This window comes from Streptomyces sp. NBC_01197, assembly GCF_036010505.1.
In the GTDB taxonomy this organism is placed as follows: Bacteria; Actinomycetota; Actinomycetes; order Streptomycetales; family Streptomycetaceae; genus Streptomyces.
This window is the reverse complement of sequence record NZ_CP108569.1, coordinates 4,996,747-5,012,183: the sequence shown is the minus strand read 5'-3', so window position 1 is coordinate 5,012,183 and position 15,437 is coordinate 4,996,747. Positions and strand designations below refer to the sequence as shown.

9 protein-coding genes, 1 tRNA gene and 3 pseudogenes are annotated in these 15,437 nt (G+C 69.1%); 6 read left to right on the top strand and 7 right to left on the bottom strand.

Features of this window, described 5'->3' with window-relative positions:
* Positions 1 to 62: 62 nt before the first annotated feature.
* Positions 63 to 1,757 carry a beta-N-acetylhexosaminidase gene (locus tag OG452_RS23020; protein ID WP_405561167.1) on the bottom strand — a complete coding sequence of 565 codons (1,695 nt, stop codon included), beginning with the start codon at positions 1,755 to 1,757 and terminating at the stop codon, positions 63 to 65.
* A gap of 156 nt (positions 1,758 to 1,913) precedes the next feature.
* On the opposite strand from OG452_RS23020, the gene OG452_RS23015 reads away from it, so the two are divergent.
* Both OG452_RS23015 and glmS read left to right on the top strand, forming a co-directional pair.
* Positions 1,914 to 2,192, top strand: coding sequence for a hypothetical protein (locus OG452_RS23015; protein WP_327297476.1), 279 nt, complete (start codon positions 1,914 to 1,916; stop codon positions 2,190 to 2,192).
* A 15-nt stretch (positions 2,193 to 2,207) separates the two neighbouring features.
* Positions 2,208 to 4,025 (top strand): glutamine--fructose-6-phosphate transaminase (isomerizing), encoded by a 1,818-nt coding sequence (glmS, locus tag OG452_RS23010; RefSeq protein ID WP_327297475.1) that lies wholly within the window; start codon positions 2,208 to 2,210, stop codon positions 4,023 to 4,025.
* Positions 4,026 to 4,125: 100 nt separating this feature from the next.
* On the opposite strand, the gene OG452_RS23005 is transcribed toward glmS, so the two are convergent.
* Positions 4,126 to 4,647 (bottom strand): universal stress protein, encoded by a 522-nt coding sequence (locus tag OG452_RS23005; protein ID WP_327297474.1) that lies wholly within the window; start codon positions 4,645 to 4,647, stop codon positions 4,126 to 4,128.
* 852 nt (positions 4,648 to 5,499) lie between these two features.
* Between OG452_RS23005 and OG452_RS23000 the strand changes: the two genes are divergently transcribed.
* The 4 genes and pseudogenes from OG452_RS23000 (at position 5,500) to argJ (ending at position 8,746) form a co-directional block, all read left to right on the top strand.
* Complete coding sequence (locus OG452_RS23000) at positions 5,500 to 6,705, top strand: GlxA family transcriptional regulator (RefSeq protein WP_327297473.1); 1,206 nt, start codon at positions 5,500 to 5,502, stop codon at positions 6,703 to 6,705.
* Between the two features lie 93 nt (positions 6,706 to 6,798).
* Entirely contained in the window at positions 6,799 to 7,401 is a 603-nt protein-coding gene (orn, locus tag OG452_RS22995) for an oligoribonuclease (protein ID WP_327297472.1), read from the top strand.
* Positions 7,402 to 7,513: 112 nt separating this feature from the next.
* Positions 7,514 to 7,586, top strand: a tRNA-His gene (locus tag OG452_RS22990).
* Positions 7,587 to 7,667: 81 nt separating this feature from the next.
* A pseudogene (argJ, locus tag OG452_RS22985) lies at positions 7,668 to 8,746 on the top strand (bifunctional glutamate N-acetyltransferase/amino-acid acetyltransferase ArgJ).
* A gap of 26 nt (positions 8,747 to 8,772) precedes the next feature.
* On the opposite strand, the gene OG452_RS22980 reads toward argJ, so the two are convergent.
* The 5 genes and pseudogenes from OG452_RS22980 to OG452_RS22960 all read right to left on the bottom strand — a co-directional run bounded on the left by OG452_RS22980 (position 8,773) and on the right by OG452_RS22960 (position 15,063).
* Positions 8,773 to 9,822: a LacI family DNA-binding transcriptional regulator gene (locus OG452_RS22980; RefSeq protein WP_327297471.1), complete on the bottom strand. Its 1,050-nt coding sequence runs from the start codon at positions 9,820 to 9,822 to the stop codon at positions 8,773 to 8,775.
* A 225-nt stretch (positions 9,823 to 10,047) separates the two neighbouring features.
* Positions 10,048 to 11,505: a GH1 family beta-glucosidase gene (locus tag OG452_RS22975; protein WP_327297470.1), complete on the bottom strand. Its 1,458-nt coding sequence runs from the start codon at positions 11,503 to 11,505 to the stop codon at positions 10,048 to 10,050.
* Between the two features lie 128 nt (positions 11,506 to 11,633).
* A pseudogene (locus OG452_RS22970) lies at positions 11,634 to 12,549 on the bottom strand (carbohydrate ABC transporter permease).
* A 15-nt stretch (positions 12,550 to 12,564) separates the two neighbouring features.
* Positions 12,565 to 13,558 (bottom strand): annotated as a pseudogene (locus OG452_RS22965) (carbohydrate ABC transporter permease).
* A 176-nt stretch (positions 13,559 to 13,734) separates the two neighbouring features.
* The gene (locus tag OG452_RS22960; RefSeq protein WP_327297469.1) at positions 13,735 to 15,063 is read right to left on the bottom strand and encodes an ABC transporter substrate-binding protein; all 1,329 of its coding nucleotides are present in this window, start codon (positions 15,061 to 15,063) and stop codon (positions 13,735 to 13,737) included.
* Between the last annotated feature and the right edge of the window lie 374 nt (positions 15,064 to 15,437).

Here is a 15,437-nt window from a genome sequence, read left to right as displayed (position 1 = left end):
CCGCCATGGGGTGCCCGGCGTACGGAGACCGGTCCTCTCCGTACGCCGGACCGCTCATGCGGCTACTGCTGCGCCGGCCAGTCCACCTGCGGCGACCGGTAATAGTCGATGCCCAGCGCGTCCCACCGGGGCGCCTGCGCGGCGAGCCGGGTCCGGTACGCGCCCCAGTCGTGGGTGGACTGCGGCGACCAGCCCAGCTCGGCGATCCCGGGCAGCCTGGGGAACGCCATGTAGTCGATGTCCTTGCCGGTGGTCAGCGTCTCCGACCAGAGCGGCGCCTCGACCCCGAGGACCGAACCGGCCGGCGCGCCCGCCAGATAGGTCGCCGGATTCCAGTCGTACGAACGCTGCACCTCGACCAGCCCGGCCCAGGACAGGCCCAGCTTGGTGTCCGCCGTGTACTTCATGTCGAGGTACGCGCGGTCGGCCGGTGAGATCACCAGCTTGGTGCCCTTCTTCGCCGCGTCCACGACCTGCGTCCGCTCGGCGGCGCCGGTGCCGTCGTACCCCCAGTACTGGGCGATCTCGCCCTTCACCGGGGTGGCAGCGGTGATCTGGTGCCAGCCCTCGACCTTCTTGCCGTGCTTGCCGACGATGGCCGTCGCCTTGTCCATGAAGGCGTTGTAGTCGGCCTGGCTTGTGGAGTGCGCCTCGTCGCCGCCGATGTGCAGGTACTGGCCGGGGGTGAGCGCGGCCAGCTCGCGCACCACGTCGTCCACGAAGTCGTACGTCACCGGCTTGGGCACGCACAGCGAGCTGAAGCCGACATTGGTCCCCGTGTAGAGCGGGGGCGCGACTCCGTCGCAGTTCAGCTCGGGGTAGGAGGCCAGGGCCGCGTTGGTGTGCGAGGGAAGATCGATTTCGGGGATGACGTCAAGACGGCGCGAGGCCGCGTAACGCACGATCTCCCGGTAGTCAGCCTGGGTGTAGTAGCCGCCCTTGCCGCCGCCGACCTCGGTCGAGCCGCCGTATGTGGCCAGCTTCGGCCAGGAGGAGATGGCGATGCGCCAGCCCTGGTCGTCGCTCAGATGCAGATGCAGTTTGTTGATCTTGTAGAGCGCCAGCTCGTCGATGTACCGCTCGACCTGCCGGACGGTGAAGAAGTGCCGCGAGACGTCGAGCATGGCACCCCGGTAGGCGTACCGGGGAACGTCGGTGATGGTGCCGCCGGCGACCTGCCACGGGCCGGGCTGCCGCCGGTTCGCCTCGACGGTGGCGGGCAGCTGCTGGCGCAGTGTCTGGACGCCGTGGAAGAGCCCCGCGGACCTCCCGGCCGTGATCGTGACCCCGCTCGCGGAGCTGACCAGCCGGTACCCCTCGTCGCCGAGGCTGTGTTCACGGGGGCTGAGTGTCAGGGTGATGTCACCCCGGCCGCCGTGCGAGCCGCCGGTGACCGGCAGCGAGTATCCGGTCGAGGGCCTGAGCAGCCCCGCCAGATACGAGCCGACCTGGCGCGCTGCGCTGGAGTCCGCCCGGATGTGCGTCCTGCCGCTGATCGCGTACGGGGCTCCGCCGGCCTGGACGGAGGAGGGCGCCGGGATGACCGCGCCGAGTGGGCGGACGGTGGGGGCGGCGGATGCGGCCGGAGTGGCGGCCGGGGCCGCTCCGGTGCCGGCGAATCCGGCGGCCGCGACGAGGAGGAACGTACCGAGAAGCCGGGGCAGGGACCTGGATTCGAGTGTTCTGTGCAGTCTCACAAGCGGATTCCCTCCGGAGGGTCTCGCAACTGTGGTGCTGGGCAACCGAACGTGCCCCATGGGTATCGCGAGCCCCGGGGAAGGTCAAGGGTATAGACCACTTCGGGTCTCCCTCCCGGGCGGAACAACGGAATCCGAAGCAGCCAAGGCGCCTCCATCTGCCCGATAGCGGGCAGAAATATTGCGCACGGCCCCGCATCACTCCAATATCAACGGGTGCCCGCATCGTCCCGGCCGTCGTACGACGACCTCATCGACCACCTGGTGCGCAGCTCCGCCCTCCAGCGCGGCGAAGCCGCCCGGGTGGTCCTCGATGTGCTGGCCTACTTCGACGAGACAACGGAGGAGTTCGTCCGCAGGCGCCACCGCGAACTACAGGCCCGTGGGCAGACGAATCCGGATATTTTCCAACAGATCTCGGACGAGCTGCCTCACCGTGCGGTGGCACCGCCCGAGCTCTCCCTGCGGCAGCTGCGCCGCATGATCTACGGCTAGGAACCAAGGAGCGATATGTGCGGAATCGTCGGGTACATCGGCAAGCGTGATGTGGCCCCGCTGCTGCTGGAGGGGCTGCAGCGGCTGGAGTACCGGGGGTACGACTCCTCGGGCATCGTCATCTCCTCGCCCAAGTCCGCCGCGCTGAAGATGGTCAAGGCGAAGGGCCGGGTCCGCGAGCTGGAGGCCCGGGTACCCAAGCGGTTCGCGGGCACCACGGGTATCGCCCACACCCGCTGGGCTACCCACGGCGCCCCCAGCGATCACAACGCCCACCCGCACCTGGACGCGGAGAACAAGGTCGCCGTCGTCCACAACGGCATCATCGACAACGCGTCCGAGCTGCGCGCCCGGCTCAACGCCGACGGTGTGGAGTTCCTCTCCGAGACCGACACCGAGGTCCTCACCCACCTCATCGCCCGCTCCACCGCCGAGACGCTGGAGGAGAAGGTCCGCGAGGCCCTGCGGCTGATCGAGGGCACGTACGGCGTCGCGGTCATGCACGCGGACTTCCCGGACCGCATCGTCGTCGCCCGCAACGGCTCGCCGGTCGTCCTGGGCATCGGTGAGAAGGAGATGTTCGTCGCGTCCGACGTGGCGGCCCTCGTCTCGCACACCCGCCAGGTGGTCACGCTGGACGACGGCGAGATGGCCACCCTCAAGGCCGACGACTTCCGTACGTACACGACCGAGGGCTCCACCACCTCGTCGACGCCGACCACCGTGGAGTGGGAGGCCGAGTCGTACGACATGGGCGGCCACGACACGTACATGCACAAGGAGATCTCCGAGCAGGCCGAGGCGGTGGACCGGGTGCTGCGCGGCCGGATCGACGACCGCTTCTCCACCGTGCACCTGGGCGGCCTGAACCTGGACGCCCGGGACGCGCGGGGCGTGCGCCGGGTGAAGATCCTCGGCTGCGGCACCTCGTACCACGCGGGCCAGATGGGCGCCCAGCTGATCGAGGAGCTGGCCCGGATCCCCGCGGACGCCGAGCCCGCGTCGGAGTTCCGCTACCGCAACCCGGTGGTGGACCCCGACACGCTGTACGTCGCCGTGTCGCAGTCCGGTGAGACGTACGACGTGCTGGCGGCGGTGCAGGAACTCAAGCGCAAGGGCGCGCGGGTGCTGGGCGTGGTGAACGTCGTCGGCTCGGCCATCGCGCGCGAGACCGACGGCGGGGTGTACGTGCACGCGGGCCCGGAGGTCTGCGTCGTCTCCACCAAGTGCTTCACCAACACGGTGGTCTCCTTCGCGCTGCTCGCGCTCCACCTGGGCCGGATCCGCGACCTGTCGGTGTCCGACGGCAAGCGGATCATCGCGGGGCTGCGGAAGCTGCCCGGCCAGATCGCCGAGATCCTGGCCCGGGAGGACGAGATCGAGAAGCTGGCCGTCGAGTACGCGGACGCCAGGTCGATGATGTTCATCGGGCGGGTGCGCGGCTACCCGGTGGCGCGGGAGGCCTCGCTGAAGCTCAAGGAGGTCTCGTACATCCACGCCGAGGCCTATCCGGCGTCGGAGCTGAAGCACGGGCCGCTCGCGCTGATCGAGCCCGCCATGCCGACGGTCGCGATCGTGCCCGACGACGACCTGCTGGAGAAGAACCGTGCCGCGCTGGAGGAGATCAAGGCGCGCGACGGACGCATCCTCGCGGTCGCGCACCAGGAGCAGCCGAAGGCCGACCACACGATCGTGGTGCCCAAGAACGAGGACGAGCTGGACCCGATCCTGATGGGGATCCCGCTGCAACTGCTCGCCTACCACACGGCGTTGTCCCTGGGCCGGGACATCGACAAGCCGCGCAACCTGGCGAAGTCCGTCACGGTCGAGTAACCGTCCGAGCGGCGGCCGTCCCGGCTGCTCCCGGTGGCAAGCGCCCCGGGGGCGGCCGGTGTTGCGTGGCGGCGGATGCCCGGCCGGGCGGGCGAGCGGGTTACGGGATGACTATGACGGGCCGCTGGGCGCGCCGGGCGAGGCGTCCGGCCACCGAGCCGAAGATCCGCCCGACGATGCCGTGCGTCGAGCCGACGACGATCGCGTTCGCCTCGTACTCCCGGCCGACCTCCTCCAGCTCGTAGCAGATGTCGCCGCCGCGCTCCACGAGGATCCAGGGCACGTCGGCGAGATAGTCCGCACAGGCCAGTTCGAGGCCGAGCACTTCGGTCCTGTGGTCCGGCACGTCCACGAAGACGGGGGGCTCGCAGCCCGCCCATACCGTGGTCGGCAACCGGTTGGCGACATGGACGATGATCAGGCCTGAGCCCAGTCGTACGGCCATGCCGATGGCATAGGCGAGAGCCCGCTCACTGGAGGTCGAGCCGTCGAAACCGACGACGACCCCGTGCCTGAAAGCGGGATCACATGCGTGACGTAGTTCGTCCGCCGCATGGAGTTCGGCCGATGGATCGGCGATCTGCCTGCGGTCCGCGGGTTCGGAGAATTCGTAACCGGCCATCGGTGTCTCGGCGAAGAAGTTCCTCTTGGGAGGGAACGGCAGTTGACGGTGGAGCGTGTCCGGCGGAGCTGTGTCCGGGAATCATCTTCCCAAGCCCATACCCTCCAGAGTACGGCGACACTCCTCTCATGCCCACTGCCCGCCGGTCCAGTCCGGCGTTCCAGGGAGCATGCCCGAGCAGGCCGGTAAATGGCAATGCCTGGTGGTATCTACAGCTTCCCGCCCGGGGCCGCCGGCGCCGGAAACCGACCGTCGCGCGCCTCCCGTCCGTAACTCCTCCACGCGGCCCGGCACACCTGCCCGACGCCGGGCCGACACCCCCCGTTCACCGCGGCGCAGGCAGGGGGCGTACGGCCGCCGCCCGGCCGCCCTTCACCCGCCGCGCGGGCCCGACGTGCCGGGAGCGCACAGTTTCCGGTGGCAGTCTGAGCAGCGCACGCCGGTCCAATGACTGAATCCCACCCGCACGCCCGATCGTTTTCAGCCAACTTATGTGACCTACCCCGACCTTGGCGGAACGATACGTCAACCCCCGTGCCACCAGGGATGAAAGGACCAACGGCGGCCCACGCACCCTACTGGGACGGGCCATGCGCGGGATGCCCACTTCCCTGGCGGCTTCCTGAGTGAAACGCTTCCTGATCGAATGCTTCGCGCCAAGTTGCCATGTCGACATAACGCCGTCAGTCGAACTTGTCACGCCGGCAGCACGGGACACAGTAGATTCGATCTTGGGTAAGAGGCGGGGGATCTCGTGCTGGACCGAGGGGCTGTGACGATTAAAAGCAGTTTGCAGGAGCGACAGTCCCGACAGGATCAGGGAGCCGTGAGCACCGAGGGGGGCTTAGCACCATGAGTCAGGGCCAGGACTCCACAGCCGTGGCGGAGACCGGAAGGAAGCTCTCCGGGCGCCGCCGCAAGGAGATCGTCTCGGTACTGCTCTTCAGCGGCGGGCCCATATTCGAGAGCTCGATTCCGCTCTCCGTCTTCGGCATCGACCGGCAGGACGCCGGAGTTCCCCGCTACCGGCTGCTGGTGAGCGCGGGCGAGGAAGGCCCGCTGCGCACCACGGGCGGGCTGGAACTCACCGCGCCGTACGGCCTGGAGGCGATCAGCAGGGCCGGCACCGTCGTCGTCCCGGCGTGGCGGTCGATCACCTCGCCGCCGCCGCCCGAGGCCCTGGACGCGCTGCGCCGGGCCCATGAGGAGGGCGCCCGCATCGTCGGCCTGTGCACCGGCGCCTTCGTGCTGGCCGCCGCGGGACTGCTGGACGGCAGGCCCGCGACCACGCACTGGATGTACGCCCCGACGCTCGCGAAGCGCTATCCGTCGGTCCACGTGGACCCGCGTGAGCTCTTCGTCGACGACGGCGACGTCCTGACCTCGGCCGGTACCGCGGCCGGCATCGATCTGTGTCTGCACATCGTGCGGACGGACCACGGCGCGGACGCGGCGGGAGCGCTCGCCAGACGGCTGGTGGTCCCCCCGCGCAGAAGCGGCGGCCAGGAGCGCTACCTCGACAGGTCTTTACCGGAGGAAATCGGCTCCGACCCCCTCGCGGAGGTCGTCGCCTGGGCGCTGGAGCACCTCCACGAGCAGTTCGACGTGGAGACCCTGGCGGCCCGCGCGTACATGAGCCGCCGGACGTTCGACCGCCGGTTCCGCTCGCTGACCGGCAGTGCGCCGCTCCAGTGGCTGATCACACAGCGGGTGCTCCAGGCGCAGCGTCTCCTGGAGACGTCGGACTACTCGGTGGACGAGGTCGCGGGCCGCTGCGGCTTCCGTTCGCCGGTCGCGCTGCGCGGCCACTTCCGGCGCCAGCTGGGCTCGTCGCCCGCCGCGTACCGGACTGCGTACCGGGCCCGTAGGCCGCAGGGTGCCGAGCCGGTAACGGCAGCCCCGGCGGGGGGCGACCAGCAGTCGCGCCGCGCGCCCGCACCGGGCGGCACCCCGGCGCCGGCGCAGGGCTCCCCCGCCCTGTCCGACCCCGGAAAGCCCGGCTCGGACACATACGCACCGGGCCGCCCCACGGTCCCCGGGCAGCGGAGCGCGACGTAGGAACCCCGGGGGGGCCGGTCCGCACGGGCCGGCCCCCGGCTCCGTCAGGCGCGAGCGCCGACCGGTCCGACGAGAGGCCCTAAGGTAGGGCGTATGAACGATCGCATGGTGTGGATCGACTGCGAGATGACCGGGCTCTCGTTGACGGACGACGCACTCATTGAGGTGGCCGCACTGGTCACCGACTCGGAGCTGAACGTGCTCGGCGAAGGGGTGGACATAGTGATCCGCCCGCCCGCCGACGCGCTGGAGACCATGCCCGACGTGGTGCGGAAGATGCACACCTCATCCGGCCTGCTCGACGAACTGGACGGCGGCACCACGCTGGCCGACGCCGAGGCACAGGTGCTGGCGTATGTACGCGAGCACGTGAAGGAGCCGGGCAAGGCGCCGCTCTGCGGGAACTCGGTCGGTACCGACCGGGGCTTCCTGCTGCGCGACATGAAGGATCTCGAGGGCTACCTCCACTACCGGATCGTGGACGTCTCGTCGATCAAGGAGCTGTCCCGCCGCTGGTATCCCCGGGCCTACTTCAACAGCCCGGAGAAGAACGGCAACCACCGGGCGCTGGCGGACATCCGTGAGTCGATCGCGGAACTGCGCTACTACCGGGAGGCCGTCTTCGTACCGCAGCCGGGGCCGGACTCGGACACCGCGAAGAAGATCGCGGCCAAGTACGTCCTGCCTGCGGATTAGACCGCCGGGGTGCTCCGGGAGAACTGCCGGAGACCCGCCCGAAAGGCGGGAGCGAGCACCCTCCCGGACCCTGTACACTTTTTCTCGGCCGGTCGGAAACGACACGGTCATGGTGGGTATAGCTCAGACGGTAGAGCACCTGGTTGTGGTCCAGGATGTCGCGGGTTCGAGTCCCGTTACTCACCCTCTCCAGGGAAGCCCCTGATCTGCGGAAACGCCGGTCAGGGGCTTCTTCCGTTCTCTGCGCCGGCCGGCCGGGCCATGGCCTGACCCTGCGGGATTTCGATCCAACGCGCATATTTATTCAGTTAACTTTGTGGCGCAAAGCTCCGCACATAGCGGTATTTACCATCTATGCGGCGTCCCGGCAGCGGAGCCGCGGCATGGTCGTCATCTCCCGCAACGCCAATGTGGCCACCGGCCGGACCGGAGCGGACAACGCCGCCGAGGTACGCCGCAAGGTCGCCGAGATCGCGGGCATCGCCCCTGAGGAGTTGGTCATCGGCTCGACCGGAGTGATCGGCCGCCCCTATCCCATGGAGCAGATCCGGGACAGCCTCTCCGCTCTGGCCTGGCCCTTCCCGAGGCGGACTATGCCGCCGCGGCCAGAGCCATCATGACGACCGACACCCGCCCCAAGCACTTCACCGTGTGCGTCGGCGACTCCGTCCTCACCGGTATCGCCAAGGGCGTCGGCATGATCGAACCGGACATGGCCACCCTGCTGACGTTCTTCTTCACCGATGCCGACATCCCGGCCGGTGAACTCGACGCTCTCTTCCGGCGGGTGATGGACCGGACGTTCAACGCGCTGAGCATCGATACGGACACCTCGACCAGCGACACAGCGGCGATCTTCGCCAACGGGCTCGCGGGCTCCGTCGACCTGGCCGAGTTCGAGCAGGCCCTCCACACCTGCGCCCTCCACCTCGTACGCGACATCGCGTCGGACGGTGAAGGCGCGAGCAAGCTCATCGAGGTGCACGTCACCGGGGCCCGTGACGACGCCCAGGCCAAGCGGGTCGGCAAGAGCGTGGTCAACTCCCCGCTGGTGAAGACCGCGGTCCACGGATCCGACCCCAACTGGGGCCGTGTCGCGATGGCTGTCGGCAAGCTCAGCGACGAAACCGACATCGAGCCGCACCGCGTCCGTATCCAGTTCGACGACCTTGTCCTCTACCCCGAGGAACCGGGCGACGCCCTGCTGGAGAAGGCCGCGGAGTACCTCAGCGGCGACGAAATCGTCATCCGGGTGGACCTCGGAATCGGCGAAGGCGCGTTCACCGTCTACGGCTGTGATCTCACCGAGGGCTATGTGAAGATCAACGCCGACTACACCACCTGAGACTCCCGCACTGCGGGCGAGCCCGGTTACGAGCTGAGCCGTGGCACCAGATCCGTCGGGAGCACCAGTTGGGTCCGCTCGGCGGCGGCCGGCCCCGGCGACCGGTGCTCCTCTATCTCCGAGAGCAGCAGCCGGGCCATGGCGCGGCCCATCTCCTCGATCGGCTGTCGCACGCTTGTCAGCGGCGGGTCCATATGACGGGCGATCACCGAGTCGTCGAAGCCGACCAGGGCGACGTCGTCGGGGACCCGCAGACCGCGCTCGCGCAGCACCTGGCGGGCGCCGGCCGCCATCACGTCGGACGCGGCGAAGACCGCGTCCAGATCGGGGCGGCGGTCGAGCAGCAGCTCCATCGCCCGGCGGCCGCTCTCCTCGGAGAAGTCGCCCTGGACGACGAGCGCTTCGTCGCCGTCGGCACCCGCCGCGGCGACAGCCTTGCGGTATCCGTCGAGGCGGCACTGCGCGCCGTACACGTCGAGCCGCCCGGTGATCGTCGCGATTCTGCGCCGGCCGCGCGTGACCAGGTGTCCGACGGCGCTGCGCGCGCCCTGGTAGTTGTCCGAGTCGACCGACGGAAGCGTCTCGCGGTCGGAGCGCCGGCCGCTCACCACGGCCGGGATGTCGAGCTGCTGGAGCAGGTCGGGCAGCGGGTCGTCGGCGTGTACGGAGACGAGCAGCACCCCGTCCACCCGGTGCGCGGCCAGGTACTGGGCGAGCCGGTCGCGCTCGCGGTCGCTGCCGACGAGCGTGAGCAGCAGCTGCATCTCGGTGTCGGCGAGTGCGGCGCCGACGCCCCGCACGATGTCCGAGAAGTAGGGCTCGGCGAAGAAACGGGTCTCCGGCTCGGGGACGACGAGTGCGATGGCGTCCGTACGGTTCCCGGCGAGCGCGCGGGCCGCCCGGTTGGGCACGTATCCCAGCTCGGCGACCGCGGCTTCGACGGCCTCGCGGGCGCGGGCGCTGACCCGGGGCGATCCGTTGATGACCCGGGAGGCAGTGCCGCGTCCGACCCCGGCCCGTGCCGCGACCTCTTCGAGCGTGGGCCGCCCGCCGCTCCGTACTCGCGCTGCCGCCATGACTGCCTCCCGTTCGCGGTCAATTTCTCACACGCCGGACGACCGGACCAAGCCCGGTCGCCTGCTCCTCGAACACGCTCAGGAATGGTCCGCCCCGTACGCGCGCACCATCGGGAGCGCTCCCACTGTACGGGGCGGGCACGGCCACCGGAAAACGGAATGTGGAATACGGACGGGACCGGGCAACTGGCCCGGGTCCCGTCCGTCCGCCGGGGCCGGGCGCGGTCAGTCCACCGGCGGCAGTGCGTGGCGGCGGATCACGTCGGCGTACCAGTGCGCGCTCGCCTTCGGAATCCGGCGCTGGGACGCGTAGTCGACGTAGACCGCGCCGAACCGCTTCGAGTACCCGTACCCCCACTCGAAGTTGTCCATCAGGGACCAGAGGAAGTAGCCGCGCACATCGGCGCCGTCGGCCACCGCCCGCCGTACGGCGTCGAGATGGCCGCGCAGATAGTCGATCCGCTCGGGATCGGCGACCCGGCCCTCGGGTGATACGTAGTCGTCGAAGGCCGCACCGTTCTCGGTGACCATCAGTGGCAGTCCCGGGTGGTCCCGGCTGACGTCCGTCAGCAGGCTGTACAGCCCGTCGGGGTCGATCGCCCAGTTCATCGCGGTGCGCTTCTTGCCCTCCGCGAGATGGAAGGCGACCTGCTCGGAGCCGGTCCAGGGCGAGTGGTCGCTGCTGCCGTGGCCGTCGTCGCGGGTGTCCCCGGTACCGGTCTCCGGCGTCGAAACCAGCGTCGGTGTGTAGTAGTTGACGCCCAGCACGTCGATGGGCGCGGCGATGGAGGCCAGGTCGCCGTCCCGTACCAGCTGCTGCCAGTCCACCAGGTGCGCGGTGTCGGCGAGCAGGTCGTCGGGGTAGGCGCCGTCCAGGATCGGACCGGTGAAGATACGGTTGCCGACCGCGTCGATCCGGCGCGCGGCGTCCGCGTCGGCCGCGCTGCCGGTCAACGGGCGGACCTGGTGGAGATTGAGGGTGACCGAGAGCTGCGCGGTGGCGGGGAGTTGACCGCGCAGCACCTCGGTCGCCCGGCCATGGGCGAGGTTGAGATGGTGGGCCGCCCGCAGGGTCGCGGCCGGTTCGGTGCGGCCCGGGGCGTGCACCCCGGAGCCGTAACCGAGGAAGGCGGAGCACCACGGCTCGTTGAGCGTGGTCCACATGCCGACGCGGTCGCCGAGTGCGCCGGCCATGATCGCCGCGTAGTCGGTGAAGCGGTCGGCGGTCGCCCGGTGCGGCCAGCCGCCCGCGTCCTCCAACTCCTGCGGCAGGTCCCAGTGGTAGAGCGTGGCGACCGGGGTGATGCCCGCTTCGAGCAGTTCGTCGGCGAGTCTGCGGTAGAAGTCGAGGCCGCGCTCCACGGCCGGGCCCCGGCCGGTGGGCTGCACCCGCGACCAGGAGATGGAGAAGCGGTACGCCTTGAGGCCCAGCTCCTTCATCAGCGCCACGTCGTCGCGGTAGCGGTGGTAGTGGTCGGCGGCGATGTCGCCGGTGTCACCGTTGTGGATCTTGCCGGGGGTGTGGCTGAAGGTGTCCCAGATGGACGGGGTGCGGCCGTCGGCGGCGGCGGCGCCCTCCACCTGGTAGGCGGCGGTGGCCGCGCCCCAGACGAAGCCCACGGGGAAGTCCGTCGTCTCGGGCGCCTGCTCACGGGTGGTGGTCTCTGATCGTACGGCGGTCATGCGGGAACGCTCCCAGGGGTGGGCGGACAGGGGCAGTTGGAGAGGAGAGGGGGCTCTGGTGTCCCGTACAGCCTGCGGTCAGGAACGGGCCGTACGGGACGCACCGGGGAGGGCGGGGGACGCGGGCGTCACCCCTTGACGGCGCCGGACATGATGCCTCCGACGATCTTCTTGCCGAAGACCACGAACACCACGAGCAGCGGCAGCGTGCTGATCAGCGCGCCCGCCATCACGATGCTCTGGTCGGGCGTGTACGAGGCGCTCAGCTGGCCGAGTGCCACCTGGAGGGTGGGGTTCTGCTGGTTCAGGGCGAGGTAGGGCCAGAAGAAGTCGTTCCACGCCTGGACGAAGGTCAGCATCCCCAGCACCATCATCGCGGGGCGGGCCGCCGGGAGGACCACGCTGCGCACGATGCGGAGGTTGTTGGCACCGTCGATCTTCGCCGCCTCGATGAGTTCGTACGGCAGCGCCTCCAGCAGGTACTGCCGCATGAAGAAGACACCGAACGCGCTCACCAGGGTCGGGAAGATCACCGACTCCAGGTTCCCGCCCCAGCCGATCTTGGACATCATCATGAAGAGCGGCACGACGCTGAGCTGCGGGGGGATGGTCAGGGTGGCGATGACCGCGGTCATCAGCCCGCCGCGGCCCCGGAACCGCATCTTGGCGAAGGCGTAACCGGCCAGCGTGCAGAAGAAGAGCGTCGCCGCGGTGATACAGCCGGAGACGATGACGGAGTTGTCGATCGCCTTGCCCAGATGGGCCTGGTTCCAGGCCGCGTCGAGGTTGTGGAGGAGCCGCCCGCCCGGCAGGAACGGCGGTGGGGTGTTCAGAACTTCGTCCTGGGTGTGGGCACGCGGCCACCAGGGTCCAGTACAGCGGCAGGATCGAGCCGATGCCCACGAGGGCCAGGGCGAGATAGGCGAACGGGCCGCCCTTCAGCTGCTGGCCCGCGCCGGGCCGGAAGCGGCGGCGCTGCGCCGGCGGGGCGGCGGCCGGCGGGGTGGTGAGACCGGGCGCGTGGGTGGGGCTGGTCATAGTCATGGATTTCGCTCCCGGTCAGGCCGCGGATTTGCGTACGAAGCGGGCTGATGAGCCAGTTGATCGCGGCGATGAGCAGCAGCAGGACGAGCATCGCCCAGGCGACTGCGGCGGCCGGGCCGAGATGCCCCAGGTTCCAGCCGTAGTTGTAGAGATAGATACTGAGCGTCTCGTACTGGTTCTCGTTTCCGCCGATCGCTCCGAGCCTGCCGCCTTCCAGCAGCAGCGGCTCACCGAACAGCTGCATGGAGCCGATGGTGGAGATGACGATCGTGAAGAGGATCGTCGGCCGCAGCGAGGGGATGGTCACCTTGCGGAACTGCTGCCAGCGCGAGGCTCCGTCGATCGAGGCGGCCTCGTACAGATCGGTCGGCACGGCCTGCATGGCGGCCAGATGGATCAGGGTGTTGTAACCCGTCCACCGCCAGATGACGATGACCGAGATGGCGATCTTCGATGTCCAGTGCCCGTTGGCCCAGTTGGTGTGCCCCAGGCCGATGAAGTGAAGCACCCAGTTCAGCAGTCCGCCATCGGCCCGGAAGACCAGTGCGAAGACCAGGGCCGCGGAGGCCACCGACGTGGCGTACGGGGTGAGGATGATCGTGCGCCAGAAGGTACTGGCCCGCAGCTTGTAGTTCAGCAGATGCGCGAGGCCCAGCGCCACCAGCAGCTGCGGGACCGTCGACATCACGCCGATCAGGAAGGTGTTGCTGACCGCCGTCCAGAACTCGGAGTCCTGGAGGATCTTGGCGAAGTTGTCCCAGCCGACCCACTGCATCTGGTCGAGGCCGGTCATCTCCACCCGGTGCATGGCGATCCAGCCGGTGTAGATCAGCGGATACAGACCGAAGGCCCCGAAGACGAGGAAGAAGGGAGCGATGTACGCGTAAGGGGATGCTTTGTCGTCGAACCGCCAGAGCCGGCTCCGCCACGTCTGCCGGCGGGCCGACATCTGCTGCGAACCGCGGGGAGGCGGGGCGTGAGTGTCCCGGGTGGGGGTCGAGGTTGCCACAGGCGGGAGTCCTTCCCTGGGATGCGCCGACCCGGCGCGATGAGCGGACCCGTCCGGCCCGGTGTGGCGGTGTCGGAACGCTCGTACCGCCCCGGCGGCGTCCGGCCTGATCGGCTGGGCGCCGCCCGCGCGGGTACCGGCGCCGACGGCCCGGGGGCCGCCCGCACCGGTGATGATCAGCCGACCGTCTTGTCGATGTTGTTGATCGCGTCGTTCCATGCCTTGCTGGAACTGGTCTGGCGCTGCTCCATGTTGCTGATCTGCGTGGAGAACGCATCCTTGATGTCGGCGTCCTTCGGGCCGAGAACGGCAGCCGGGATGGTGCCGGCCTCCTGGGCGTAGATCTTGCCGATCGGCGCGTTGTTGAAGTAAGGAAGCTTGGCGTTCTTCACTTCGGGAAGGATGTACGCGTTCTTGTTGGACGGGAAGGCGCCGATCGCCTTGAAGACGGCGGCCTGCTGGGCCGGCGAGGTCAGCCACTTGACCAGTGCGCTGGCCTCGGCCACGTGCTTCCCGCTCTTGGGGACGCCCAGGAACGAGCCACCCCAGTTGGCCGAGGACGAGCCGGGGGCCGTGGTGATGTCCCAGTGGCCCTTGTTGGCCGGGCCAGCGTTGGTCGAGATCTGACCCGCCATCCATGCGGGACAGACGACGGTGGCGACGCTGTTCTTGCGCAGCGCCGGCGGCCAGGTGGGCGGGTCGAACTGCGCGAGACCGTGCGAGAGTCCCTCGGAGGCCGCCTGCGACGCCAGCTTCCAGCCGTCCTTGACGCTGGAGCTGGTCTTGTAGATCGGCTTGCCGCTGGAGTCGTAGTACTGCTGCGTGTTGGAGCTCACCACAGCGTTGAACATGGCGCTCGCCGAGTCCATGAAGTAGGTGCCCGCGGGCGCGTTCTTCTTGTACTCCTCACCCAGCGCGAGGTAGTCGATCCATCCGCCGGCGACCTTCTGGGCCACCTTGTCCCGGTCGGTCGGCAGGCCGGCCTTCTTGAAGAGGTCCGTGTTGTAGCAGAGCGGCATAGGGCCGATGTCGGTACCCGCGCCGATCACCTGCCCGCCCGACGTGGTGGCCTGCTTCTCCTTCCAGGACACATAGTCGCTGACGTTGATCACCTTGCTGAGGTCGGCGAACTTGTCCGCCTTGGTGTCGACCACTTCCTTGATACGGCCGACCTCGATGCCCTGGACATCGGACAGGCCACTACCGGAGTTCAGCTCCTGGAGCAGCTTGGGGTAGTAGACCTTCTCATCAGCGGTGACGTCTTCCTTGACCGTGATGTTCGGGTGCAGCTTGTGGTACTGGGCGAAGAGCCCGGCCTCCTTGTAGCCGAACTGCCCGTAGTCCGCGACGGTCAGGGTGATTTTCCCGTTCGCGTCGGAGCTCTTGCCCGAGTCCGACGAGCCGCTGCTGCAGCCGGCCAGCAACAGGGCGGTGGCCGTCAGGCCCGTGGTGGCGAGGACCGCGGCTCTGCGGCGGCGACCGCCGGCGGTGCGGGTGATGCGCATTCCACTACTCCTTGGTCCGTACGGGCAGCCCGTGCGATGCGGGAGCGATATGGGAGCGCTCCCATGCGCTGATGCCGGAAGGTTGCTGCCTTGGAGGGGTGGGTATCAAGAGTTGAAGACGGTTCCGTTGCCCGAGCGTGTCCCGCACGTCACGAGAACGTGTCCGGCACGGCTCTTGCCACGGGCGGACCGTCGTCAGAGCGGGATCAATTCCTGCAGCTCAGCGCGGTAATGAACGCAGAATGCCCGGCTGCGGTGCCGAAAGGGGCCGGGCCGGGACCGGGAGCGCGGGCGTACACCGAAAGGTGAACGGAGGCTGGGAGAGGGGACCGTCCCGGACGGGCCGCGCCTTTTTTTAGCGAAACAGCGAACGC

Bases quoted from the DNA above. Each gene is read 5' to 3' on its own strand.
- orn (WP_327297472.1), top strand. From the start codon at position 6,799: ATGAACGATCGCATGGTGTGGATCGACTGCGAGATGACCGGGCTCTCG.
- OG452_RS23000 (WP_327297473.1), top strand. From the start codon at position 5,500: ATGAGTCAGGGCCAGGACTCCACAGCCGTGGCGGAGACCGGAAGGAAG.
- OG452_RS22975 (WP_327297470.1), bottom strand. From the start codon at position 11,505: ATGACCGCCGTACGATCAGAGACCACCACCCGTGAGCAGGCGCCCGAG.
- OG452_RS22980 (WP_327297471.1), bottom strand. From the start codon at position 9,822: ATGGCGGCAGCGCGAGTACGGAGCGGCGGGCGGCCCACGCTCGAAGAG.
- glmS (WP_327297475.1), top strand. From the start codon at position 2,208: ATGTGCGGAATCGTCGGGTACATCGGCAAGCGTGATGTGGCCCCGCTG.
- OG452_RS22960 (WP_327297469.1), bottom strand. From the start codon at position 15,063: ATGCGCATCACCCGCACCGCCGGCGGTCGCCGCCGCAGAGCCGCGGTC.
- OG452_RS23005 (WP_327297474.1), bottom strand. From the start codon at position 4,647: ATGGCCGGTTACGAATTCTCCGAACCCGCGGACCGCAGGCAGATCGCC.
- OG452_RS23020 (WP_405561167.1), bottom strand. From the start codon at position 1,757: ATGGGGCACGTTCGGTTGCCCAGCACCACAGTTGCGAGACCCTCCGGA.